Source organism: Prosthecobacter sp. Pr1, from assembly GCF_057652315.1.
Genome location: NZ_JBYFBS010000017.1, coordinates 25418 through 48269, shown reverse-complemented (window position 1 = coordinate 48269; position 22852 = coordinate 25418). Strand labels below are relative to the sequence as shown.

Genomic DNA, 22852 nt, shown 5'->3' with positions numbered 1-22852 from the left:
TTGCTGGCTTCCATCATCGAGCCCTGCGGCGGCGCAGCGATGCGAGGCCGAGCCCGATGAGAAGGAGGAGCGCGCGGGAGGGTTCCGGCACGACGACGAGGATGCCGCTGGAGGCAAAGAAACTCATGTCCCAAACGAGGCCGCTGGCGGAGATGTCCGGAAGGTCGAGGTCGAATGTGCCATCCCCCGCACCAGTGCGGTAATTGGTGCCAAGATTCGAGGAAGCGTTGAAGGTGGTCTGCCAGTCCACCAAGTTGAAGATTTGCCCGTAGGTCGGAGTGATGCCATTGGCCAGGACGGTGATGGCGGCACCCACGGCCTGAGTGATGCTGCCGGAAGAAATCAGGCGGTCGTGGTCGCCGGTGGAGGCGGTGGCGAAGCCCTGGATGTAAGTGTTGTAGCCGGCGGTGCCGACGTCATTGCCGCCAAAGCTGTTGGTGCTGGTGAAGGTGGGCGTGCCCAGATCAAACACGGTGGTGGAACCGGAGGCGAGAGTGAGATTTCCAGTCACCGTCAGAGTCTGGGTGACATCGCCGCCGGTGGTGCCCATGGAGAGTGTGGCACCGCTGTTGATCGTGGTGGCTCCGGAAACGGTGCCGCCGCCTTGCAGGGTCTGGCCGGACTTCACGGCATAGCCGCCGCTGACGCTGGCCACATCTAATGTGGCACCGCTGGCGACGGTGATGGTGGGAGAGGCATCAATGGAACCTGTACTGCCAAGGCGCAGCGTCCCCGCCTGCACCACGGTGGCGCCGGTGTAGGTGTTCACCGCCGTGAACACCAGGGTGCCGGCACCGGTCTTGGTGACGCCGCCAGCCGTGGGCGTGGAATCGTCATTCGTGACGGTGACCGTGGTGCTGACCACTGCGGCGTTGCTGGTGGTGGTGCCGCTGGTGATGTTGAACTCGCGCTGGCCCCCATCAAGATTCACCTGCGCCACGCCGATCGTGCCACCGCCCGCGTTGATGTTGTTCGTGCCGCTGGCGGTGAGCGTGCCGTCTAGCACCAGTTCACTGCCTTTGGCCGAGGCTGTGGTGCCTTTGGCAAGGCTGATGTTCTGGCCGGTCAGGCTGATGCCACCGTTGCCGGCCACACCTGCGGTGTAGCGGTTCATGCTGGTGGTGCTGTTGCCATTCAGCGCGATGGCAGTCCCCGTGAAGGAGCTGGCAAACTCGGTGTTGTAAACAGTCCAGCGACCGCCGCTGTTGAGACCGATGGTGTTACCGGCGGTGGCTCGAAGTGTTCCGGTGATGGTGACGATGGAACCATTTCCCTGATCCGGATTCACATTGCTGCCAGCGGCGATCTGATAGAGGTTGGCAAAGGTCTCAGTACGGTTGTTGAAGTTGATGGTGCCACCATTGAGCGTGATGGAGGTGGTGTCTGCGAGCTGGTCATTGAGCGTGGTGTAAGCAAGCTTGCCGCCGGAGTTGATCTGGATGTCTCCGGCGATCGCATTCACGCCTGCATTTTTGCCGACTTGAAGAATGCCGGCCGAGATGGTGGTGAGGCCGGTGTAGGTGTTGGCGTCTTCACCGGAAAAAAGCAGTGTACCGCCCCCGGTCTTGGTCAGCCCGGCAGAGCCTGTGCCGACGATGGCAATACCGACGTTGGTGACATCCGTGCTCAATATCGTGGTGACATTCCAGGTGCGCGTGGCGCTGCCGAGATCCACCTGCGCCACACCGACATTGGTGCCATTTTTATTGAAGGTGTTCACACCTGTGGCGGTGACGTTGCCGTTGAGGACGATCTTGCTGCCCTTCGCGGTGGAGTTTCCTGCGTTGCCCGTGTTGAGGCTGATCGTTCGACTCGTTATCGAAAGTCCGCCAGTGCCGACCACGAACTGGGAGATGACGGTGCTGTTGTTGCCAGTCATAGAAAGGGCGGTGCCGCTGCCGGTGAAAACGACTGTATTTGCAGACCAGTTGGCGCCGCTGTTCAGCCCCAGATTGGTGTTGCTGGTGACGGTGAGAGTGTCGGTGATGGTAAAGGTGCCGCCGTTGGAACTGGTGCCGCCATTGTTGGTGCCACCATTCAGGGTGAGATTGCGAATGGTTTCCGTTTGCGCACCAATCCAAAGCGTTCCGGTGTTCAATGTCACGCTGGCCGTGTCAGCGATCTGGTTGGCCGCAGTCCATTGGAGGGTGCCGCCGTCGATGATGACATCTCCATTGATGGCTGCCAGGCCGGCTGTTTTTGACATTTTCAGGGTGCCTGCGGAAACGGTTGTTGTACCGGTATATTCATTGGCCAGGGTGCCACCCAGCACCAGAATGCCAGCACCCGTTTTGGTAAGTCCCTGAGTCCCGGCGACGACGGCGGTGATGGTGGCGGCGCTCGCTGAGTCGAGGTTGACCAGAATGACAGGCGTGTGATCGCCGGTGAGTGTCAGCTTGTTGAGCGCCGTACCTGTGATCGTGTAAGTGCCGGTGCCTGCGGGATTGAACGTGAGGTCGCTGGCGGAAATGGGCGATGTGAGCGTGATGGTGCCCGCCGCGCCGCTGGCATTGCCAAAGGTGGCGCTGTCCGGTGTGGTGTTGCTCCAGACCTGGTAGCTTGAACCATCGTACCACCGGTTGGTGTCCGAGTTGTTCCAGTTTCCCCCGCCGTCCTGAAGTCCTGTGGTGCTGGTGTTTCCATCCCAGATCAAAGTGCTGGCAGCGGTCTGTGATACGAAGGCAAAGAGAATGAGGGCCGGAATGATTCTCCAGGAAGTCAGAACACAAAACATGGGGCAAAAAAGGGGGGCTTTTAATGACACACAACAGCTGCATAGCGATGAGAAACGGGCTTATTCCGAATTAAAAAAATCAAAAACGCATCAGTTAAAGTTCCCAGTTAACGGAATGTGGTGCCATGCACCACAAGTGAGGGGAGCCAAAGAAACCCGACACGCAGTGACCGCTTTCAAAGGCATACCCTGTGCGAGACTGGCGCGCCGTGGGGCACTTCAATCCGAGGTGTCTGGAGCTGGAAACGTGTGGAAGTGAGCAACTGATTACTTCGCAGCTTTTTTCGGCTTGCCACCCTGAGGCACAACCTTCACGGCGTCTGCGGGGATGATCGCTTCGGCAGCGGTCCGAATGGGCAGATCGGCGGGGAGATGCTTCACGAAGAAGTCTTTGTACTGGATCTTCATGGCGGGGCCGACGTGGACCTGCACGGCGATGACGCCTTCAAGGGCGCGACCTTTTTCGTCGAGGTCGATGACGTCCACGGTTTGCACGCCGTCGATCCAGTGCTGGTGGTGATTGCCTTCAACGAGGATGCGGTAGTCGTGCCATTGGTCGGCGGGGAAGTTCTGGATGGGCAGCTTGCCGACGACCCAGGGCTGGCCCTGGGGATCGATGATGACCTTCTCGCCGGTGTGAGCGAGGATGCGGCGGCCACGCTCTTCGTAGAGCATGCCGTTGTAGTCGTCCTTCGCCGGGACAACATCGCACTGATAACCCGTGACGACCCACTCGCCGAGGTCGGGGCGCTCCTGGCCGCGATACTGCAGGCCGCTGTTGCCGCCGGGGGTGACTTTCACCTTCACGCGCAGCTCGAAGTTTTTCACCTTGCCGTCTTTCCAGGTGATGAAGCGGTTGTAGTCCAGTTTGCCATCGGCGACGCCGGTAAGGCAGCCTTCTTCGACGGACCAGTATTTCTCGCTGCCGCTCCAGCCGCTGAGGTCTTTGCCATTGAAGATGGGGGTAAAGCCTTCCGGTGGTGAGGGCGCTTTGTCCTCAGCCGCAAGTGGCAGAACAATGGCGAGTGACAGGAGGCAGAGGGCGGAGCGGAGCATGGTGGTGGAGAGGTGTGCGACTAAACGAAGAAAGAAGCCGACTCTTGTACAATGATTCAACCAAGGCAGTCGATCGCCAGTCCGCAACTCACTCCGGCTTGGCCGAGAGCCGTATGCTGCGCACATTCATCCATGCGCCCGCTTCAGCGCTGCCCACTGGATCGATCCGCAGGCGGAGCATGCCGCCGCGATAGGCAGGGACGGAGGACAGCGGAATAACATGGCGGTGAAATTCATCATCAGCGATGATGGGAAAGGAGATCTTGTTTTCTGACGAGTAGCCCTGTGTCCCATGCTGTTGCCACATCACGGTGCCCTGTTTCTGCTGGGTATGAAATGCGGCATCGATGATGAGATACGGTGCATCTGCCGCCTGCCAGAAAGTCTGCGGGCTGATGAACTGCGGATCGTCCTGCTCAAGCTGTATGTGCAGTTGGTTTTTCACTGGCCAGCCGGTATCGCGGGCGTTTTGGTAGTGCCAGCCCTGGCGATCCTGCGTGAAGCTCCAAGTGGGAGGTCCCTGCGGGCGATGCGTGGCTGCGCGTGCGCGGATCTCCTGCACAGTGCCCAGCACGAGTTCGTAGCGGAATTCATAGAGGATGTTGTGATCGAGAATTTCCAGTGCCTGACCCGCGAGATAGCCGGTGCTGTTGCCATGGGTGTCATTGGGGCCTGGCTTGCCGGCAAAGCCGCCGGTGAAGTGCACGCGCCCCGGAGTGATGAGTCCCAGGCCATAGTCTTTCTCATCCAGCAGCGCCGCCCAGCCCTCGGTGCCGGTCCAGAAAGACCACGGATGGTTGCCCTGAGGGGCGGGCGCTGCGGACACGGCATCCTGGGTGAAGGGCTTGTCATTCATGTAGCTGACCACACGAGGAAATGCGGCATTGGCATAGACGGCGGGAAGCTCCTGCAAACGTGCAGGGTACTGCGTGATGTCGCTGCGTGTGTTGGTGAGCCGCGCCCGTGCCTTCACCACCGCGCCGTCGAGTTCCAGCCAGGAGTCGAAGGTGCATTCTCCCGGCACGTTGTTGAGGGGCCATTGCAGCGGCACGCAGGTGAGGTGGATCTGCTTGCCGTCGTTTTTGTGCGTCACAATGCGGCTGGCATTTTTGAAATCGTCACCTGTCTGAATCGGGTTCCAGCCGATGTGCCGCCAGTGCTCCGCGGGTTTCTGCCCATCCGCTTCAAAGGGCACCGGGCCTGAGTAAAACGAAAGCTGCACCTGCCGCCCCAGGTCGAAGTTGTTGATCACATTGGCACCGTCCTTCACGCTGGCCAGAAAGGTGATGGCACCGCCATGATCAAGATCCACCCCCAGTTTGATGCGGTCATTCTCCAGCCAGCTCATGCGTTCCGCCTGTACAGAGGTGGAAAGAAGCAGAATGGAGAACAGCAGAGGTGCAGGAAGCATGAGTGGTAATGATGCGGCGGCCATCAGATTCGGCAAGAGGTGAAGAAAATGGATGCGGACAGGTGTGTACGCGCTCACTTCGCCCCATGATTTCACTGAACATCATCGCCACGCTGCGCACGTGCTACACCGACAAGTTTGGCGTGCCACGGCAGTCCGGGCTGGTGCCCAGCGCTTGGGGGGTGGTGGAGTTTGAGCCGGCCTATCGGCGCATGGAGGCGGTGCGTGGCATTGAGCAGTTCAGCCACCTGTGGCTCATCACGCAGTTTCACCTGGTCACCGAAGAGCCGACATCTCTTACCGTGCGCCCGCCACGACTCGGGGGCAATGAACGGCGCGGGGTCTTTGCCACGCGCTCACCCTTTCGGCCAAACCGGCTGACCCTCAGCGTGGTGAAGCTGGATCGCGTGGAACTCGAAGGCGATGCCGCGCCGCGCCTGTTTGTTTCAGGCGTCGATCTCGTCGATGGTACGCCCATTCTCGACATCAAACCCTATGTCCGCTTTGCCGATTCGCTGCCCGAAGCGCGCAGCGGTTTCGCGGATGAAGCACCGCAGCGGCTGCCTGTGCGCTGGGACTGCGACAGCAGCGTACCGGATGACGTGCGTGTGATCATTGACGAATCCCTCGCCCTGCAGCCACAGCCTGCTTACCACGACGACGAAGCCCGTGAGTATGCCACGGAGATTGCCGGCTGGCGCGTACGCTGGGCAGCGACGCTCGCAGGGGCGTGTGTGAAATCGTGCGAATGGGTGGGCTGAATTTTTGCGCTTTCATTTTATGACTGACATTGAACTTCCCACACGCGCCGCCACGGAAACAGCCATAGCCCATGGCATCACGCCGGACCGCTGCGACATTCTTCAAAATGGAAGCACGCTGGTGCTGCGCCTCACGGAAACGCTGGTAGCGCGAGTGGTGCAGGATGTGGACGGGCCAAGGCAGGGCACGGAGTGGTTTGCGCGGGAGAACGCGATCGCCCAGCATCTGACGGAGAACGGCGCTCCGGTCATTCCCCTGCACCTTGATCTCCCACCGGGCCCCCATGAGCATCTGGGCTATCCGATGAATTTTTGGCAGTTCGTCACCCGCGTGGATGCCGAGCCTGATCCCCGCGAGATCGGCCGCGCGCTGCACCAATGCCACGACATCATGCGCCGCTTTGATATGCCTCTTCCCAAGCTGGCGATCCTCACGGAAAGCCTCGTGATTTTGCAGGATCGTGAACTGTTTCCTGCAGCCACGCAGCAGATGCTGAGGGATCACCTCACGCGCTCCATTGAGGTTCTCAGCCGCTATCCGCAACAGGCTCTGCATGGAGATGCTCACATGGGCAACCTCATGAACACCACGCGCGGGCTGCTGTGGACCGATTGGGAAGACACCTTCGCAGGGCCCATCGAATGGGATGTGGCCTCCATCATCTGGAATGCGCAGATTTTGGAAGAAGACCACGCCACGGTGCAGGCGATCTGTGATGCGTATTGCGAGGCTGGAGGGAGCATTGACGCCTGCGCCTTGCAGCAAAGTCTCATCGGCCGCGCGGCTGTGATGACCGCCTGGTATCCGATCCTCTACCCGAATCCAAACGAGGAGCGTCAGTCGCGGCTTCAGCGACGCATCGACTGGCTCCAGACATTCACGGATGGAGCCCGCATGGCCGTGGCTTGAACTGCTTCAGCGCTGCTCCCACTTCTGCTTTTCCACTTTCAGATCGATTTCCCAGCGACCCGTTGCGGCGTTTTTCTTCATGTCATGCTGGAGAACATTCGCTCCCGTGCCGGTCAGTTGCATGCCTTTGGGATCGTCAGGAAAGGACCAGCTATGCGTTTTATCATTGAACTTGAGCATCTGGTCAAAGCGCCCGTTGGAACCTGCTACGTAGGCAGCCTGGCCCATCAATGGGCCGGCTTTGATGAGGTCCAGTTCAATCCAATACAAGGCCCGGCGCCCCAGCAATTCCATCTCGATGCCGACCTCAATCAATTGCGATGCCGAACGGAAGAAGGCTGAGCCGGTTTGAATCTTCCGCTCCTTGATGGGGGCATCGAGGGTGTAGCTCACGCGGCCCTCGCTGTCGGTGGTGAGGGTTTTTCCCGCACTCGGAGCGCGTGAATCTTTCTCGCTGCCAATGACCATGCGCACGGTCATGCCAGAAATCGCACGGCCATCCTCGTGCACAAATTGTGCTCTCACCTGAATCGGTTCAGCCGATGTCTGCTGGAGTGCTCCGAAAAGGCAGGTGAGCAGCCCGGTTAAGAAAGAAGAGCTGGAGAGTTTCATGGGGGAGATTTTTGCCACGGCCTGCTGGATATGATAGCGCAAGTTTCGGTCTTGAGTGGTTGGTGGCTGGGTTGTGTTTGACGTTTCGCGGGAAAGCACACATTTTTTGTCACCGCGCATGCGGCGGCGACCACTGGAGGATGACATGAATACTGCAACACTCATCCCTGGAACTACAGACGACACCCAACTCGTGGAACTCAGCCTGCTGGGCGACACACAGGCCTTCGGCCGCATCGTGGAGCGACATCAGTCGCTCGTCTGCGGGCTGGCCTACAGCGCCTGCGGCAATGTGCACGTGAGCGAAGACCTGGCTCAGGAAACCTTTATCACCGCCTGGCAGCAACTGCGCAATCTGCGAGAGAAAGGCAATCTTCGCGGCTGGCTCTGCGGCATTACGCGGCATGTGATCCATAATTTCCTGCGCCGTCAGCAGCGTACACCCACAGCGATGGCGGCAGAACTGGATGAGGTGATGCATCCGGCATCAGGCGAGCTTTCGCCCGATGAGTGCGCGATCAATGAACAGGAAACGGCGATGCTCTGGGGCGCGCTGCAGACTCTGCCATCGAATTATCGAGAACCCATGGTGCTGTATTATCGTCAGCAGGAATCCGTGGGCGCGGTGGCGGAGTCTCTGGGGCTGTCTGAAGACGCGGTGAAGCAGCGTCTGGCGCGTGGCCGTGCGATGCTGGCGGAGCACGTGGAGCGCAGGCTGGGGAACTCACTGCGCCAGACCATGCCTACCGCAGCTTTCACCTGCTGCGTGCTCGCGGCGCTGCCACTGGCCACCACATCTGCCTCCGCCGCCACGGCCGGGGTGACGCTGGTCAAAGGTGGGGCAAGCGGCAAGACCTTCCTGGTCTTTTTGATGAACGGAGTGCTGAGCCCGCTGCTTGCTTTTGTAGCTGCAGGCATCGGCTACAAGGTGAGCATGGACAGCGCGCGGTCCGTGGAAGAGCAGCGGATGATCAAGAAATTGTTCCTGGTTGTGCTGGGAGGGATCCTCTTTTTTTGCGCGTTCACGGTGGTACTCATATACAACGGCAAATGGCTGGCTCTGCAGCATCCTGCCGCATACGTCGCACTGCTGACGGGAATGATCGCTGCATGTTTGCTGTTTTCTTCAGGTGGTTTGGTATGGGCTCTCCGGCAGAACCGGAGAGTGGCATCTCAGGAAGCGGCGGTCAAAGAAGCGCCCAGTTTGTCCATTGGAAAATGGGGCGTGCCGGAACTCGAGTATCGCAGCAAGTTGACGCTGCTGGGGCTGCCTCTTGTGCACTTGCGCTTGGGCCGGAAACGCGGTGAGCCTATACGCCCCGTGAAGGCATGGTTCGCGGTGGGGGACTTTGCCCTCGGCGTGATCGGGGCTTTTGGTGCCTGCACCATTGCGCCCATCAGTCTGGGGGCCTGTTCATTGGGGCTGGTCTCATTGGGCGGATTGGCGACAGGCGTGGCCTGCTGGGGTGGCCTCGGAGTCGGCGTATGGGCCATTGGTGGCTGCGCCCTCGGCTGGAATGCTTACGGCGGCTGTGCCGTGGGCTGGGAAGCAGTGCAGGGCGCCTTGGTTGCCGCTCGTCATTATGCACTGGGTGATGTGGCCGTGGCGCAGCATGTGAATGATGCTGCTGCCAGGGCGGTGATGAAGCAGAGCGTGTTTTTCCAGTTCACCCGCCAGGCGATGAAATACGCGGTCCTGCTCAATATTTTCTGGTTCCTGCCGCTCGTGTTGCTCTGGCGCAAATCACGGCAAATGCGGCGCCAGGCTGCCATGGCATAGCACCGGGTCAGTTGGGTTTCACTGCCGTCAGTCCTGGCACTTTTGAAGGATCATACTTCGCACCCTTCGAGACCTGGATGAGCATCATGCGAACTTTGGTGGGAAAGAACTTTTCGGGATCAGGGCGTTTGTGAGCATGGAGGTTGTGATCGTCTTTGATGACGAGATGCATTTCCTTGATGCCCTGGTCCCAGAGGATGTCGTTGTTTTGCCAGAAGGTGGTCATGTCGAGGTCCTTCTCATGCACGCCGGTGGTCTTATAAACGCCGGTACCGATGCAGCCGTAGCCGTGGTTCTGGCCCTTGTAGGGAATGTAGCAGACGCTCCATGTCGTGGGTTGATCGCCCGCGGGCTTTTCAAGAACTTCAAGCCGCACATGCACGGTGCCATTGCGGTAATCTACGGGTGCCGTCCAGTCCTTGGGGCGTGCAGCATTCAGCATGTCGCCTTTGACATAATAGTGCGACTGATTGGGCTTCGAATTTAAAGCGTCTTCCTGCGTGAAAGTGAAGGTGACATCAAACAGCACGAACTGATCGGCACGGGTGAAGGTTGCGCCAAGGCAGAAGAGGAAAAGTGAGATGAGGAGGGTGCGGCTTTGCATGGTGAGAATCATGGTGGCGGACCTTGTGTGGTCAATGCTGGATGCTGCTTGCGATGTTAATTCATGCGCTGATCGCAACAGCGCCCGGAGTCGTTTCGTTTCGTTTTCATGCGCTCTCCTTTGCTCGTTCTTGCGTTTTGCTCTTCCACCTTTGCGGGTGAACTGATTCACGAAGATTTCACCGCTGCCGGCCTGCCCAAGGGCTGGACCACGGGCGGACGGGCTCATTCCTGGACCGTGGCGGAAGGCGCGCTGCAAGGCGTATGCGCGAAGGATGATGATCACGGGCCTGCGGTTTTCGCGCCTCTGGCAGGACGAGACCTTGCCGTGAGCTGCAAGGTGAAGCTCGATGAAAAAGGCAACTGCCTGATGCTCATCGATGGTGAGTCCGCCTTTGGCGGCTCCGCACATCTGCTGCGCGTGTCCATCTACGGCAACACCCTGGCACTCGCGCAGGATCGCGGCGCTCCGGAGTCGCATATTCAGCAGGGCAAACTGCGCGCCGCACTTGCAAAGGAAGGAAAAAAAGTTCCGCCGCCCACGGCAGAACAACTGGCCGATCCGCAATTCTACCGCACCGAACGACTGGCCAGCATACCGCTGCAGGCGCAACCGGGAACTTGGATCAAGCTGGATGTGTCCTTGAAAGGCAACGACGTGACTGTGCTGGTGAATGACACGCAGAAGCTTTCAGCTCAGGGCACGGTGTTTGATGTGGCGAAGTCACGCCTGGTGTTTCTCATTGGTCAGGGCAAGAAACTGCAGATTGATGATGTACGCGTCAGCGCGCCCTGAGCGGCTGTCAAACAAAGCGGCGCAGGATGCATGATCCTGCGCCGCTGCGGAATGAAGTTTAAAAAAGAACGGTTACTTCGTCGTCGTGGGCTTGAAGTTCTTCACGAACTCCAGGCACTTCGTCACGGCAGGCAGGCTGGTCTCCCAGTCTTTTTCCCATTCGACATCCAGCGGACCCATGAAGCCCTGCTCAGCATAGAGGTTCAGCACGGCGGGGATGTCTGACTGGCCGGTGCCCCAGATCATGTCCTTGGCTTCACGCACGCCGAAGGCGTCGAGGTCCTTGACGTGGCTGTCAAAGATGCGGCCTTTGAGAATCTTGATGGCGTCGGTGGGTTTCACGCCCGAGCGCACCCAGTGGCCGATGTCAGCACAGGAGCCCATGCGGGCATCGCGGTCCTTCACCAGGCTGAGCACATACTCGGGGTCCCAGTAGCGATAGCTGCGATCCAGCGGCTTCTTGGGGTGGTTGTGGATCCCCATCTTGATGTCGTATTCCTTCACCAGTTTTTCGATGAGGTCGAAGGCATCGTCGGCAGGTTCGCTGACGACGAGGCCCACACCCATGTCCTTGCAGAAGTCGAAAATTTTGCGGCATTCCTCCTCGTTGTTCGGCAGGCGCACCACACCATAGCCCACAGGCGTGAGCCCCAGCTCCTTCAGCTTGGCCTTCACCGGAGCACGCTGCTCCGCTGTGGTGTTGTGGTCGAACTTGGACTTCGGATCGGCCTTGGAAAGCAGATGACCGGGGAAAAACTCCACCGTCTTGCCACCAGCGGCGGCGATTTTTTCCAGAGCCGTCATCAAATCAAACGACTTGAAGGTGTAGGCCTGGCAGCCGGCATAGAACTGGCCGACTTTGGCGCTTTCGGGCAGTGTTTGACCGGCCACAGCCAGTGAGGCCGTGCCGAGAAGAAGGGAGAGGAGTGTCTGTCGAATCATGGGGAAAATTGAACGGCAGGCCTGCGCACTTCTTGCAAGCTCGAAAGGAAGCAGAATGCCAAGATTCAAAGCGAATCAAGCCCGGTGCCCCTCAAGATTCGGCATTCTATCCAAGGAGTTTGCTTGCGTGGCAGTTCGGTGAGTTCATTTTCCCGTATATGAAAATTCTGAAGCCTGTTCTTATCACTGCCGTTTTTGCCTTTGGTTTGTGCTTGGAGGTTTCAACGGCTGCGGATGTGAAGGGTGGCAAAGACCATCCGCTGCTCAAGCGCTACGAAGGCTCTACGCTGGCATCGTATGAACAGAAGAACTACGACTCGCTGAAGATGGCGCTGGAGTGCATCGTGTTTGATTACAACGAAGGAAAAATGAAGCCCTTCAAAAAAGTGGAGGTCGAAGGCCGCAAGACCACGCTGTTTTACAATCTGCCTACGGGCATCGGTACGCTGGAAGGCGTGCGCCAGTATGAGAATGAACTGAAGGAAAAAGGATTCGAGATTCTCTTCCGTGCCTCCGGCGAGGAGATCGAGAAGAATAAGGGCGACAATCTGGCGATGGAAGTCTATGGCATGACTCCGGAGAACACGAACCGGGATCATCCGCAGATCATGGCCATGCAGGGGCCGGACAAGACAAAGTCGCACTACCTTGCGACCCGCCTCTCACGTCCTGAAGGGGATGTGTTCTGCTCCGTCTGGTCATTCGAAGCCTCCTGGACTGCTGCCTCGCTGAAGGTTCCTGAGAAGAGCACCCTTGTGCGTGTGGACATCTGCGAAGTGAAACCGATGGAGCAGAGAATGGTGCTGGTGAAGGCGGCAGAAATGGCCAGCCAGATCACCCTCAATGGCAAGGTGGCCCTCTACGGCATCCAGTTTGACACCGACAAAGCCACCATCCGCCCGGACTCCGAAGCCACGCTGGCGGAGATCGCCAAACTCCTCCAGGAAAAGGCGGACCTGCGCGTGCTCGTCGTTGGTCACACGGATACTGAAGGCAGCTTTGAGTACAATCGCAGCCTGTCACAACGGCGTGCAGACTCCGTGGTGGCGAATCTGGCGGACAAAGGCATTTCCAAAGAGCGGCTGTTTCCGGTGGGAATTTCCTTCGCTTCTCCCGTGGCAACGAACGCCACCGAGGAAGGCCGTGCGAAGAACCGCCGAGTCGAACTCGTGGACATGGGCGCGGCAAAAGCCAGGTGAGAAGGCGTGCCCTCGCTCCTGCTGTGAGTGTTATCGGAGCGCCACGAAGTCGCCCTCAAACAGCACGCAGACTTGTTCTGCGTGGATGACCTGCACCTGGAGTTTGAGATGCGCCTTGCCGGTGCTTTGGAAGACTGATTTGAACTCTGCCAGTGCGGTATCATCCGGCCTCATGCACACAGCTCGGAGCATGCCGCCCACCGGGCGCTTGTAGCGGATGTTGCTTTCGCGGATCACGATGTGTGCATTGCGGTCCCCCAGTTGCAGCCAGAGCATGGCATAGCCGGTTAGCGTGGTGAGTGCGCTAAGGCTGCCGCCGAAGGCGGTGCCGAGATGATTGTGATTCGGCTCCAGCGGTGCTGTCACCACGAGCTGTGTGCCGTCGTAGCTTTCCAGCTTTACACCCATCGCCTGCGTGAGCGGGATCTGCTCATGCAGGAAGCGTTCAGTGTCACGCAGAAGGTCGTCGTTCATGGGAACAAAACTGTCGAGATGCCGCTCTAATGCGCAACGATCTTTGAAATGGGGAGGAGTATTCAGAGCCGTTTCATTTCGCCCACCAGGTCGACAGACAAGCCTTGGGGGTGTCAGGCTTGATCAATGTGTCTTCGGAGTAATGCGAGGTGTCATTGAAGAGCATCAAACGCGCACGCACCGGATCTTTGAAGTCTACGACATTCAGTGCCGCAGGGTTTTGATCCAGATTATCCCGATACCGCCGCGGATCGAATCCGAGCAGGGAGCTCAGCAGCAGGCGGATCGTCGCCTTGTGCGAAACGACGATCAATGACTCGCCTTCGTGCTGCCTGACCACTTCCATCAGGGCCGGCAGTGCGCGTGCGGTCACAGCGAGACCGCTCTCGCCTCCTTCAGGAGCAAAGGTGAAAGGATCTTCATCCCAGGCAGCGGCCTCAGCAGGAAACTGCTGCTCCACCTCGGCACGCGTCAGTTGTTCCCAGTGGCCATGCGAGATCTCACGCAGGCCATCACGTGGATGGACCTCCAGCTGATGCGGAGCCGCCAGAATGCGCGCAGTTTCCATCGTGCGATCAAGAGGTGAGGCGTACACCGCCGCCACCGGCAGGCCTTTCAGACGCTGCGCTAGGCGGCCCGCCTGCTCACGGCCTTCATCGGACAGCGGCACATTGGTGGCGCCGGCAAAGCGGTCTTCAGCAGTCAGAATGGTGGCACCGTGACGAATCAGGTAAATGCGAGTGAGAGCCATGAGGCCTGCTTATAGCACAGGCCATCCATGTCTTTCGAGCGGATTTGCATGGATGTGGTGTGTTGTTATCCTGTTGCGATAATAGGAGCCGGGGGAAGTTGACGCACGCCGGGCGTTCGCGTATCGAGGCGCGATGGTGAATACAGAACCCAAAGTCACTGTCGTAATGGCCACCTACAACTGGAGTTCGGTCCTGCCATACTCCATTGGCAGCATCTTGCGCCAGACGCGGACGGATTTTGAACTGTGGGTGGTGGGAGACGCCTGCACGGACGACTCCGAACAAGTGGTGACCGCCATTCAGGACCCGCGTGTGCATTGGTACAATCGGGCGACAAACTTCGGGCAGCAGGGCGGGCCGAACAATGATGGCATCCAGCGCGCACGGGGCGAATACGTCGCCTATCTGGGGCATGATGATCTCTGGCTGCCGCACCATCTGGAATCACTGGTGGCAGCCCTGGACGATGGTGCAGACGTGGCCTGGGGAGCCCTTTCGTTCATTCTGCCGGATCAAAAGCGGGCATTGATGCCGCACAATCCCCAGCGCTATCAGCCCGGCATGTGGATCCCTCCTTCTGGAGTGATGCATCGCAAAAGCCTGGCGCAAAAAGTGGGAGGTTGGCGGTCTTATCGTGAGATCACCATGGATCCTGAAGCGGACTTGCTGGTCCGAATGCATGAGGCCGGAGGCGTGTTTCGCTTTGTGCCCCGGCTCACCGTATTGAAACTGCCTGCGGCTGAACGAAAGAATGTCTATCGTGACAAACCCTGTCATGAGCAGGCGGTATGGACCAAAAGATTGGAAGCCGGAGAGAACATTGAACAAGCAGAGCTGATAGAGCTGGCCACCCATCCTTTCCAGGCAGCAGGCACGTTGATAGGCCTGTGGTTCCGTGCTAAGGCGGACTTCTTCGGCAAACTGTTCCGAGGGTATAAAAAAACGGTGTTTGACCGCCGCCGTAAGTACAAGGGGCTCGTACCCAAATCCTAATTTTCATCCATGAAATCTGAACTTTCCGCCACGCCTGACCGGCAAACCGTCACGCCGCAAGGCCAGCCCGTCCAAACTCTGATCGATGGTGTCAAAGTGCGTCTTGCGGTCACACATCCCGATGAACGAGGTGATCTCTGCGAGGTATACAGCACTGCGTGGGACTTTGATGACGGCCCCATGGTTTACGCCTACTTCGCCAGCATCCGGCCTGGCCAGACGAAGGGCTGGGTCAAACACCTCCTGCAGACCGACCGCCTGTTTATGGCCGTCGGTTCTTTTCGTGTGGCTCTCTACGACGACCGGCCGGATTCTCCCACCTATCAAAAATTGAATGTCCTGTACTTCAGTGATCGGAAGCGCGGACTCGTGCGCATTCCTGCCGGCGTGTATCACGCGGTGCAAAATGTGGGGCATGTAGATGCCAGCTTTATCAACCACCCCACCCGCGCTTACAACCACGCACAGCCGGACAAATACCGGCTGCCGCTCGATACGCCGCTGATCCCTTTCAATTTCGCGCCGACGCTGGGCGGGTAAGGCTGGAAATCACCGCCGCCCGTGATTGAAATCCACCGGCTTGCTGACGGTCGTTGCTCCTTGATTGTGCTCGATCAATGCATTCTTGCAGCTGGGATCCACGACGATGGTCGCTGCCTTGTTTTGGAAAGTGTTGCCGGTGAACTGCAGGTCGTGGCCGTTGGGAGCGAAGGTGACGGCCTCGTTAGGGGCGGAGTCGCCGAGGATGAAGATGTTATCGCGCACAATGATGGGACCGTAGGTCGCGCCAGGCTCATAGATCGTGAAGTAGAGTTCCGGAAACTCGCCCGGTTTGGCCGTGCGGTAGGAGATGCGACCGCGCCGCATGTCGGGCTCGTTCTTGGTCGTGTTGTTCACGAAGACATTGCCCGTCATGACGAAATTGACCGGCTGGTTGATCCACGCGCCGCGCCCGCCATTCCGAAAGGTGTTGCCTGTCATCGTCACGTCTGTGCAGCTTTTTTCCACACTCACCACGCGTGAGCCGTTCGTACCGTCCACGAGATTACCGGTGATCGAGGCGTTCTGGCAGTACTCCGCCAGAAAGAAGGCCCCCATGCGGCTGCCGAGGATGTGGTTGTTTGCGAAGATGATGTTTCGGCTGCGCTGGATGTGCATCGTATCGCCTATGGCGCTGAGCTGGCAGCCGGTGACGCGCACGTCCTTGGCTCCCACAATGTCGAAGGCGCCTTTACCCGGCCCGCTGCCCGTCGGAGCATACGCGGCGAGGTAAGTCGCGCTGATGTTAAAGGCCAGGCTACCGCTGCCGCCACCTTCGAAGCGAACCGTCTCTCCCTTCGGTTGATCGGAAATCTTGATGTGTTCCGGCGTGGATTCGACAACGAAGTATTGGCGGCCACGCACAATATTTTTTGGCAGATCCGCTCCCAGGAAAGTCAGCGCGTCCTTAGGTTCATCGGTTTCGCTGATGGCAAGCGGACGGTTCGTGTTGTCGAACTTTACGAGATCGCCGCTGAAGGTCACCTCTCGCATGAGATCGGTGCGGAAATACTTCTTCGCCCGCTCAACTTCCCATGGCTCGTAGGACTCCGGCCACGTCATGATCTGCCAGAGGTAGCCGTAGTCCCACATGAACTTGCCGCTGCGCAGCAGCGTGCAGCTTTCCAACGCCACGCGCTCGGCGTAGGCCGTCACTTCGCTCTCGCTGCTTTTTCCGGCCAGTCCATGCACTCCGATCACGGCACCGGCCATGCCGTTGGCCTTCACTTCGCGAAACAGAATGTCATGCGTGCCGCCTTCTTTCGTTGTGGTGATCTCGATGCCTTTGGTATTCGCATTGGGCTCCCACAGATTTTCCTTTTGAGCAGGATCAAACACATGACCCACAAACTCCCCTCCCTGCCATGTGAAGTGAGAGATGTTCTCTCCAGCAAACACAACCACACGCGCCTTGTCAGGCAGTGTCTCTGGCAGAATGAATCTGGCCCCATGGGCGAACACGGTCATGTTTGAGTCTAACGGCAGAGGCTTGCTGCCATCGAGATGATAGTCCCCAGCCGGAATCGTCACCACGCCGCCTTTGGCCAGCAGGGCGGCGAGTGTGGCAGAATCATTAGCCCAAGCTGTGATGTGGAGAAGGAGGAGGCAGAGAAAGGGCTTCATGATAAAGGCCAAGTGAACTCAAGGCTTCTTCGCTTTCTGTACCGGTGTGCTGGGCAGGGAAGACACATCCAGTGTGAACGCCTTGGCCGGCTTCTTATCGAGAAGCTGAAGATCGAACCATTCGATCATGCGCTCCGTGTCCTGCGGCATTTCCTGCCAGCCGCCATGCCCCGCGCCTTCGCGGATGACCAGTTCGCACACAGCCCCCTCTTCGTGGCAGCGCTTGAGAAAGCGTTGTGACTGCGTGATCGAAACCTGTGGATCGGCATCGCCATGCACGATGAAGATAGGCGGCTGTCCTTTGTGAACCCAGTAGATTGATGAGAGCTCGCGACCCAATGCCGCGCGTCCTTCCTCCGTCGCCGCCTTCGGACCAAACGCCCCCGCATACGCCGCGAGTTTGCCAATGCCCACCGCGTTGTCGCCCGGCTCGAACCAGTTCAGGTAATCAGTCGGTGGATAAAAGCATGCCACGGCATTCACCGCGCTGCTCTCGCGGTCAATCGGATCAACCGCCTTCGCATCGCCAGGTCCGCCGCGTGTCGCCAGCATCAGGCTCAGGTGCCCGCCTGCGCTGCTGCCAGTGACACCGAGCTTTTGCGGATCCACTCCATAGTCGGCCGCATGAGCACGCACAAAGCGCACTGCACGATTCAGATCCGCCACGATCTCCTCCACCTGAAAACGCGGCTGCGTACCATGCACAACCACAAACGTCGTGTAGCCCGCCTTCGGCCAGCCACCATCGCTGATGCCATTGTGATTCGATTTCCAGCCGCCGCTGATGATCTTGATGATGCCCGCGCCATTTGGCTTCATCGGCTTGAACACATCCATGGTCAGCGCCACGCCATCATGCTTGGTGTAAATGACATCGCGAATGCGCTCCGGTTCCTGTGCATGGAGTGCGGAGGTGATCAGAACGAGGCAGGGACTCAGATGGAGCAGGAGGCGTTTCATGGTTGATTCGTTTGGGGAATGATTTGAGTCAAAAGTGCCTTATTCCGGCCAGTAGATGGCGATTTTCTTTTTCAGGAACTCCACGCTGCGTGCGAGCTGCTCCATGCCATCGACGCCGTCCTCGATGCTGATCCAGCCGTTGAAGCCTTTGCTCTTCAGCTCGGTGAAGATCGCATCGTAGTCATTGAGGCCTTTGCCGATCTCGCCATGGCGCAGCCGCTTCGCATAGCCCTGTGCGCCGCCTTCTTCTTTGCGCAGATCTTCGATGGTGCCTTCCGCCAGATAGCGGTCGCTGGCGTGCATGGTGACGACTCGGTGCGAGACGCGCTTCAGCAGCTCAATCGGGTCCTCGCCCGCGAGGTAGGTGTTGGAAGGGTCATAGTTCACACCGAAGTTCGGGTGGTTCACCGCATCCACGAGTTTGCAGAAGACATCCATCTTCTGCGCGAATTCGGGATATTCCCAGAAGTCGTCCTTGTAGTGATTCTCAATGATCAGCGTGATGCCGCGTTCCTGCGCATAGGGCAGGCAGGCGTAGATGGATTCAGCGGCCAGTTTCACGCCTTCATCCAGCGTCAGTTCAGGACGACGCTGCCCGCTGAGCACGCGGCAGTACGATCCACCGAGCGTGTGCGTCATGTCGATCCAGCGTTTCTGCTTCGCGATTTCTTTGTCGCGGAAAGCAGCATCCGGGTGGGTGAAGTCGGGCGAGCAGCACATCATCGGGATCACCTTGCCGGTGTCCTCGACTTCCTTGCGAAAGCGCGGCCAGTTGCTCTCATCGGACATCTCCAGAAAGCCAGCATACCATTCAAGGCCCTGCACATCGAGTTTGGCGGCGAGCTGAATCCATTCGGAGACGGTCATGGTTCCTTCTTTGCAGAGGGCCTGCATGAAGGCTTTGGGGAAGGCGGCAAGTTTGGGCATGGGGGTTATTTGGAGGGAATGGTGGAGGAATCTTTGGGTGGATTGCGGCCGATGAAAGGATGCTGTTCCAGATCAAACACCTGACCGCTGATGGGACCGCATTCATCGGCCAGCAGCCAGGCTGCGCAGGCGGCGATCTCATCGGGCCAGAGGATGCGTCCGGCGGGAGCGTAGACCTTGGGCAGGTCGGCATACCAGTCTTCGCGCAGGCCGTGTTCGCGTTTGCGCTTGGCCTCGTTTTCCGTGAGCACCCAGCCGGGATTGATCTGGTTCACCCGCACGCCGTCTTCGCGCATGAGCGTATCGCCCAGATTGCGGGTCAGGGTCATGAGCGCACCTTTGCTGACGCTGTACGGCATGAGGTTGGGCTCGCCGCTGTAGGCGTTCACGCTGCCGATGTTAATGACACTGCCATGTGTTTCGCGCAGGTGCGGAAGCGCGGCGCGGATGATGAGGTAAGGCACCACGCAGTTGATCTCCAGCATGCGGCGGAACCATGCTCCGTCCGTGGTTTGAAGATTCCCTGTGCCCACCTGCGCGGCGTTGTTGACGACCGCATCAATTTTACCAAAAGCCTTGATAGCGTGATCCACCAGCAACTGCGGCGCGGCTTCGTCAGCGAGATCTTTGATGACGAGAGCGGCATTCTCCGTGCCGAGTTCAGCCACGGTTTGCTCTCCCAGATCCTGCTCAAGACCATGGATAAGCACGCGTGCTCCTTCTGCGACGCAGCGTTTGGCGATGGCTTTGCCGATGCCTGTGACGCTGCCGGTGACGATGATGACTTTGTTTTGAAGACGGGACATGTTTTAAGAATCAGTAAAAGGACCGGAATTTTGTTGGGAGAGAGCCTCACGTACGCGCTGACCGTTCAGCGATGCGACCGAAGCTTTCTGCTTCAAACTCATCGCCGCCGCACAACCCGCCGCCTCGCCCAGTGCCATGGCGGTCACCGTCACACGGGTGGAGGCATGCGCGCCACGGGTGGCACTGTGGCAGCGGCCCGCGACGAGCAGGTTCTCGATCTGCTGCGGCACGAGCGAGCGATACGGAATGTCATAGGGCCCGGGCTGCACCTTCTTGGGATCAAAGTCATTCGCACTGCCAACAACGGTCTTGTTCGGGTGCAGATCGAGATACCAGCAGCCGGTGGCAATCGCATCGTCAAAGCGGCGGCCCTGCATGATTTCCTTCTCGTTCAAAATGTGCTGCCCGATGAGCCTGCGCGATTCACGCACGCCGATCCAAGGATAGGCTTCGAGAAAATAGGAGTCCGCAAAGGCGGGAATATCACGCTTCCACGCACGATGCATGGCCAGCGCATCCGCCCGGCCCTGCATCTCCGCGCGGCTCAAATCTGCGGCATCGGTGGGATTCGCTGGAACACGCACGCCGTGGACGTAAACCTCGTCGTTGGAATACATGAACATCACTCCCGGCCCGTAAAAGTGCGGCAGTTCTCCTAGTTCCTGCGCTTTCAGCAACGCAGCACGGCAGAGCTTGCTGATGTCCGGCACACGCTGGACCTTGCCGATGCGGAAATGCAGCGTCAGCGGCTGCACCTCGGCACTTTGTTCAGTGGGCGCACCCGCACGGGCTGCCACATCGGCATCGCCGGTGCAGTCGATGACCACCTTGGGCTTGATGCGCACCAGTCCGTCCTTGTTCGCGATCACCACCGAGGTCACACGGCCATTGGAGGACTCCGCATCACACACAAACGAATTGAACAGCACCGTCAGCTTGTCGCCGCAGGCCTGCAGTTCACGGTCCAACAGCACCTTGAACTCAAAGGTGTTTGGGATTGTGGGGTTGTGCGGTTTGATCTCCTTGGCATCCGCCTTGCACACGCCAGTCTTGGTCAGCAACTCCAGGGCAACGCCACGCACGACCACGCGATGTGTCTTGATGTCCGCAATTCCATCAAAGTAGGGCAGCCCCACACTGGTGATGATGCCACCTGCAAACGGGGCCTTTTCCACCAGCATCGTCTTGGCTCCATTGCGTGCGGCGCTCAGTGCCGCCGCCGTGCCTGCGCAGCCACCGCCGCATACCAGCACATCCGTCTCGATCTCGCGCATGGGGGCCTTCACAAGCACCTGATCCGCCGCCACCGCAGATGCCATGGGGGCCACCGCCGCGACGGCAGACGCCTTCACGAAGGCACGTCGCGTGCTCTGGTCACTGCTGGTTGGGTTGGGATTCATAACAGTGAGCATAACGGAGACACGCCCTTCAGTTCCACGACAAAGTCTGTGTGAAATACGTCAATGATTTTAAGCTTGGGCAAATTCCCCGTTTCACATATGATTTTTCCATGAAAATCACCCGTAAAGGCCATGGTTTTACGTTGATAGAGTTGCTCGTTGTCATCGGCATCATTGCCTTGCTTGCAGCCTTGGTGCTTGGCAGCGGGAATTCGGGCTCTGCGAGGAGGAATGTGACGCGGAGTGCCATGCAGCCGATCGAGGCCGCTTTGGACCGTTATCGCGTAGAGCACGGCGAATACCCCGAACCGGTAAATGCGGACGAAACGGCCGAGATCGTGCCTGGGAAGATCTATCGAATCGGGGCCGCCAGGTGCCTGTATCAAGCTCTGCGTGGAGACGGCAGTGATGCAATCAAGGGGGCCGGTTCCGCAGAAGCTCAGTCAGATGGAAAAGTCAGCACAGAAGAGGTCAAAAGCGTCATAATCCAAGACCTTCCGGAGGTCTTTCGGCGCAAGGTGGGCGGCAGCTACATTCTCGTCGATGCCTTCGGGCGTCCGTTTCAATACATCAAGGCCGACAGCGAAAAGAAAAACACCATCAATAGCACCTACGACCTCTGGTCCTATGCTGAAGACGACAAGAACGTCATGGCCAAATCCAAAGACACCGAGGCCAATGCCAGCCTCGGCGCCAAATGGATCAAAAACTGGTGAGAGGGAAACTCGTCTGATTATTTCGCCACGCCCTTAATGCTGAAGTCGTCGTACTTCACGTCAATGCGGTTGGTGGTGAGACTCACGACCGTCTTGTGATCATGCGCGACACCGGGGGACTGGAAACTGCTGACGACCTTGCCGTCGATGCTGGTTTCCACCACATCATTCTGGGTGCGCACGGTGAGTGTGTGCCACTCTTTCAGCGACACCGTGGTGGGTGCCGACTTCGTCCACTTCAGCATGTTGGCCTTGTCCTCGGCGGTCAGCGTGGGTGGCACTGTCTTCTTGCGTGTGTAAATGTCGTTGCTGAAGGTGCCAGCCTTGGCGTCGGCAACGACCACTGCCTTCGGATTCACCGAGATGCTGCAAATGTGCCCTGCGTGAGCGCCTTTGTAGTCCTTGTCATCGAGCCAGACATTGAAGCCTTTTGCCTGATCGCTGACGAACTGGAACTTCACAGACACTTCCAGATCCGTCTCAGGAGCGATTCGGATCACATCCACCGCCGCGTGATCCGACTCCGGCGCTGTGATGCCCACCAGCACGCCGTCTTTCACCACGCTGGAGCTCTTGTAATGGCCCCAGGCTTTGCCGAAACCGTCGGCTGCGAAGTCATCCGAGAAAATGACGCGTGGATAATCGAGGGCAAATGCGGAGGTCGCCAGGAGGGCGAGGCAGAGAATGGATTTCATGGTGGTGGTGGGTGAAGAAAGAAGAACGGCAGAGCACCGTCCATCACACAGGCTATTTGACGAACTTCTTCACAAAGTCCAGCACCGAGCGGGTGAAGGTCCATTGCCCCGTTTCTGGCAGGCACTGCGATGGGGTGCTCGCCCAAGACAGTGCCACAGCC

General features: G+C 58.6%; 22 protein-coding genes. 8 read left to right on the top strand and 14 right to left on the bottom strand.

Features of this window, described 5'->3' with window-relative positions; genetic code table 11:
* Positions 1-13: 13 nt before the first annotated feature.
* The 3 genes from AC24GY_RS22430 to AC24GY_RS22420 form a co-directional block, all read right to left on the bottom strand.
* Positions 14-2734, bottom strand: coding sequence for a beta strand repeat-containing protein (locus tag AC24GY_RS22430; protein WP_487687443.1), 2721 nt, complete (start codon positions 2732-2734; stop codon positions 14-16).
* Between the two features lie 267 nt (positions 2735-3001).
* The gene (locus AC24GY_RS22425) at positions 3002-3790 is read right to left on the bottom strand and encodes a 3-keto-disaccharide hydrolase (RefSeq protein ID WP_487687440.1); all 789 of its coding nucleotides are present in this window, start codon (positions 3788-3790) and stop codon (positions 3002-3004) included.
* 88 nt (positions 3791-3878) lie between these two features.
* Positions 3879-5201, bottom strand: a complete 1323-nt coding sequence (locus AC24GY_RS22420) for a hypothetical protein (protein WP_487687437.1) — start codon at positions 5199-5201, stop codon at positions 3879-3881.
* 86 nt (positions 5202-5287) lie between these two features.
* Here AC24GY_RS22420 and tsaA point away from each other — a divergent pair, with 86 nt between their 5' ends.
* Positions 5288-5962 (top strand): tRNA (N6-threonylcarbamoyladenosine(37)-N6)-methyltransferase TrmO, encoded by a 675-nt coding sequence (gene tsaA, locus AC24GY_RS22415; RefSeq protein WP_487687434.1) that lies wholly within the window; start codon positions 5288-5290, stop codon positions 5960-5962.
* Between the two features lie 19 nt (positions 5963-5981).
* Positions 5982-6872 carry an aminoglycoside phosphotransferase family protein gene (locus AC24GY_RS22410; protein WP_487687432.1) on the top strand — a complete coding sequence of 297 codons (891 nt, stop codon included), beginning with the start codon at positions 5982-5984 and terminating at the stop codon, positions 6870-6872.
* Positions 6873-6878: 6 nt separating this feature from the next.
* Here the strand turns inward: AC24GY_RS22410 and AC24GY_RS22405 are convergent, their stop codons facing one another.
* The gene (locus tag AC24GY_RS22405; protein ID WP_487687430.1) at positions 6879-7484 is read right to left on the bottom strand and encodes a hypothetical protein; all 606 of its coding nucleotides are present in this window, start codon (positions 7482-7484) and stop codon (positions 6879-6881) included.
* Positions 7485-7629: 145 nt separating this feature from the next.
* On the opposite strand from AC24GY_RS22405, the gene AC24GY_RS22400 reads away from it, so the two are divergent.
* On the top strand, positions 7630-9264 hold the full coding sequence (locus AC24GY_RS22400) for an RNA polymerase sigma factor (protein ID WP_487687428.1): 1635 nt from the start codon (positions 7630-7632) through the stop codon (positions 9262-9264).
* Positions 9265-9271: 7 nt separating this feature from the next.
* Here AC24GY_RS22400 and AC24GY_RS22395 read toward each other — a convergent pair whose 3' ends face one another.
* Complete coding sequence (locus AC24GY_RS22395; RefSeq protein ID WP_487687425.1) at positions 9272-9880, bottom strand: hypothetical protein; 609 nt, start codon at positions 9878-9880, stop codon at positions 9272-9274.
* 96 nt (positions 9881-9976) lie between these two features.
* Here AC24GY_RS22395 and AC24GY_RS22390 point away from each other — a divergent pair, with 96 nt between their 5' ends.
* On the top strand, positions 9977-10663 hold the full coding sequence (locus AC24GY_RS22390) for a hypothetical protein (RefSeq protein WP_487687423.1): 687 nt from the start codon (positions 9977-9979) through the stop codon (positions 10661-10663).
* A 72-nt stretch (positions 10664-10735) separates the two neighbouring features.
* Here the strand turns inward: AC24GY_RS22390 and AC24GY_RS22385 are convergent, their stop codons facing one another.
* Positions 10736-11605 (bottom strand): sugar phosphate isomerase/epimerase family protein, encoded by an 870-nt coding sequence (locus AC24GY_RS22385; protein WP_487687420.1) that lies wholly within the window; start codon positions 11603-11605, stop codon positions 10736-10738.
* 158 nt (positions 11606-11763) lie between these two features.
* On the opposite strand from AC24GY_RS22385, the gene AC24GY_RS22380 reads away from it, so the two are divergent.
* A complete protein-coding gene (locus AC24GY_RS22380; RefSeq protein ID WP_487687417.1) occupies positions 11764-12804 on the top strand; it encodes an OmpA family protein in 1041 nt (346 codons plus the stop codon).
* A 30-nt stretch (positions 12805-12834) separates the two neighbouring features.
* Here AC24GY_RS22380 and AC24GY_RS22375 read toward each other — a convergent pair whose 3' ends face one another.
* Positions 12835-13278 (bottom strand): thioesterase domain-containing protein, encoded by a 444-nt coding sequence (locus AC24GY_RS22375; RefSeq protein WP_487687415.1) that lies wholly within the window; start codon positions 13276-13278, stop codon positions 12835-12837.
* Between the two features lie 73 nt (positions 13279-13351).
* Positions 13352-14029 carry a histidine phosphatase family protein gene (locus AC24GY_RS22370; RefSeq protein ID WP_487687413.1) on the bottom strand — a complete coding sequence of 226 codons (678 nt, stop codon included), beginning with the start codon at positions 14027-14029 and terminating at the stop codon, positions 13352-13354.
* Between the two features lie 133 nt (positions 14030-14162).
* Between AC24GY_RS22370 and AC24GY_RS22365 the strand changes: the two genes are divergently transcribed.
* Positions 14163-15023, top strand: a complete 861-nt coding sequence (locus tag AC24GY_RS22365; RefSeq protein ID WP_487687411.1) for a glycosyltransferase family 2 protein — start codon at positions 14163-14165, stop codon at positions 15021-15023.
* A 9-nt stretch (positions 15024-15032) separates the two neighbouring features.
* Positions 15033-15563 (top strand): dTDP-4-dehydrorhamnose 3,5-epimerase family protein, encoded by a 531-nt coding sequence (locus AC24GY_RS22360; protein ID WP_487687409.1) that lies wholly within the window; start codon positions 15033-15035, stop codon positions 15561-15563.
* Positions 15564-15572: 9 nt separating this feature from the next.
* Here AC24GY_RS22360 and AC24GY_RS22355 read toward each other — a convergent pair whose 3' ends face one another.
* The 5 genes from AC24GY_RS22355 to AC24GY_RS22335 are packed head-to-tail and all read right to left on the bottom strand — an operon-like array spanning position 15573 to position 21280.
* On the bottom strand, positions 15573-17186 hold the full coding sequence (locus AC24GY_RS22355) for a NosD domain-containing protein (RefSeq protein WP_487687406.1): 1614 nt from the start codon (positions 17184-17186) through the stop codon (positions 15573-15575).
* An 18-nt stretch (positions 17187-17204) separates the two neighbouring features.
* Positions 17205-18146 (bottom strand): prolyl oligopeptidase family serine peptidase, encoded by a 942-nt coding sequence (locus AC24GY_RS22350; protein ID WP_487687403.1) that lies wholly within the window; start codon positions 18144-18146, stop codon positions 17205-17207.
* Positions 18147-18185: 39 nt separating this feature from the next.
* Complete coding sequence (locus tag AC24GY_RS22345; RefSeq protein WP_422314826.1) at positions 18186-19073, bottom strand: sugar phosphate isomerase/epimerase family protein; 888 nt, start codon at positions 19071-19073, stop codon at positions 18186-18188.
* Between the two features lie 5 nt (positions 19074-19078).
* On the bottom strand, positions 19079-19879 hold the full coding sequence (locus AC24GY_RS22340) for an SDR family NAD(P)-dependent oxidoreductase (protein WP_487687400.1): 801 nt from the start codon (positions 19877-19879) through the stop codon (positions 19079-19081).
* Between the two features lie 3 nt (positions 19880-19882).
* Entirely contained in the window at positions 19883-21280 is a 1398-nt protein-coding gene (locus AC24GY_RS22335; RefSeq protein WP_487687397.1) for an FAD-dependent oxidoreductase, read from the bottom strand.
* Between the two features lie 110 nt (positions 21281-21390).
* On the opposite strand from AC24GY_RS22335, the gene AC24GY_RS22330 reads away from it, so the two are divergent.
* On the top strand, positions 21391-21996 hold the full coding sequence (locus AC24GY_RS22330) for a prepilin-type N-terminal cleavage/methylation domain-containing protein (RefSeq protein WP_487687394.1): 606 nt from the start codon (positions 21391-21393) through the stop codon (positions 21994-21996).
* A gap of 17 nt (positions 21997-22013) precedes the next feature.
* Here AC24GY_RS22330 and AC24GY_RS22325 read toward each other — a convergent pair whose 3' ends face one another.
* The gene (locus AC24GY_RS22325) at positions 22014-22691 is read right to left on the bottom strand and encodes a 3-keto-alpha-glucoside-1,2-lyase-like domain-containing protein (RefSeq protein ID WP_487687391.1); all 678 of its coding nucleotides are present in this window, start codon (positions 22689-22691) and stop codon (positions 22014-22016) included.
* Between the last annotated feature and the right edge of the window lie 161 nt (positions 22692-22852).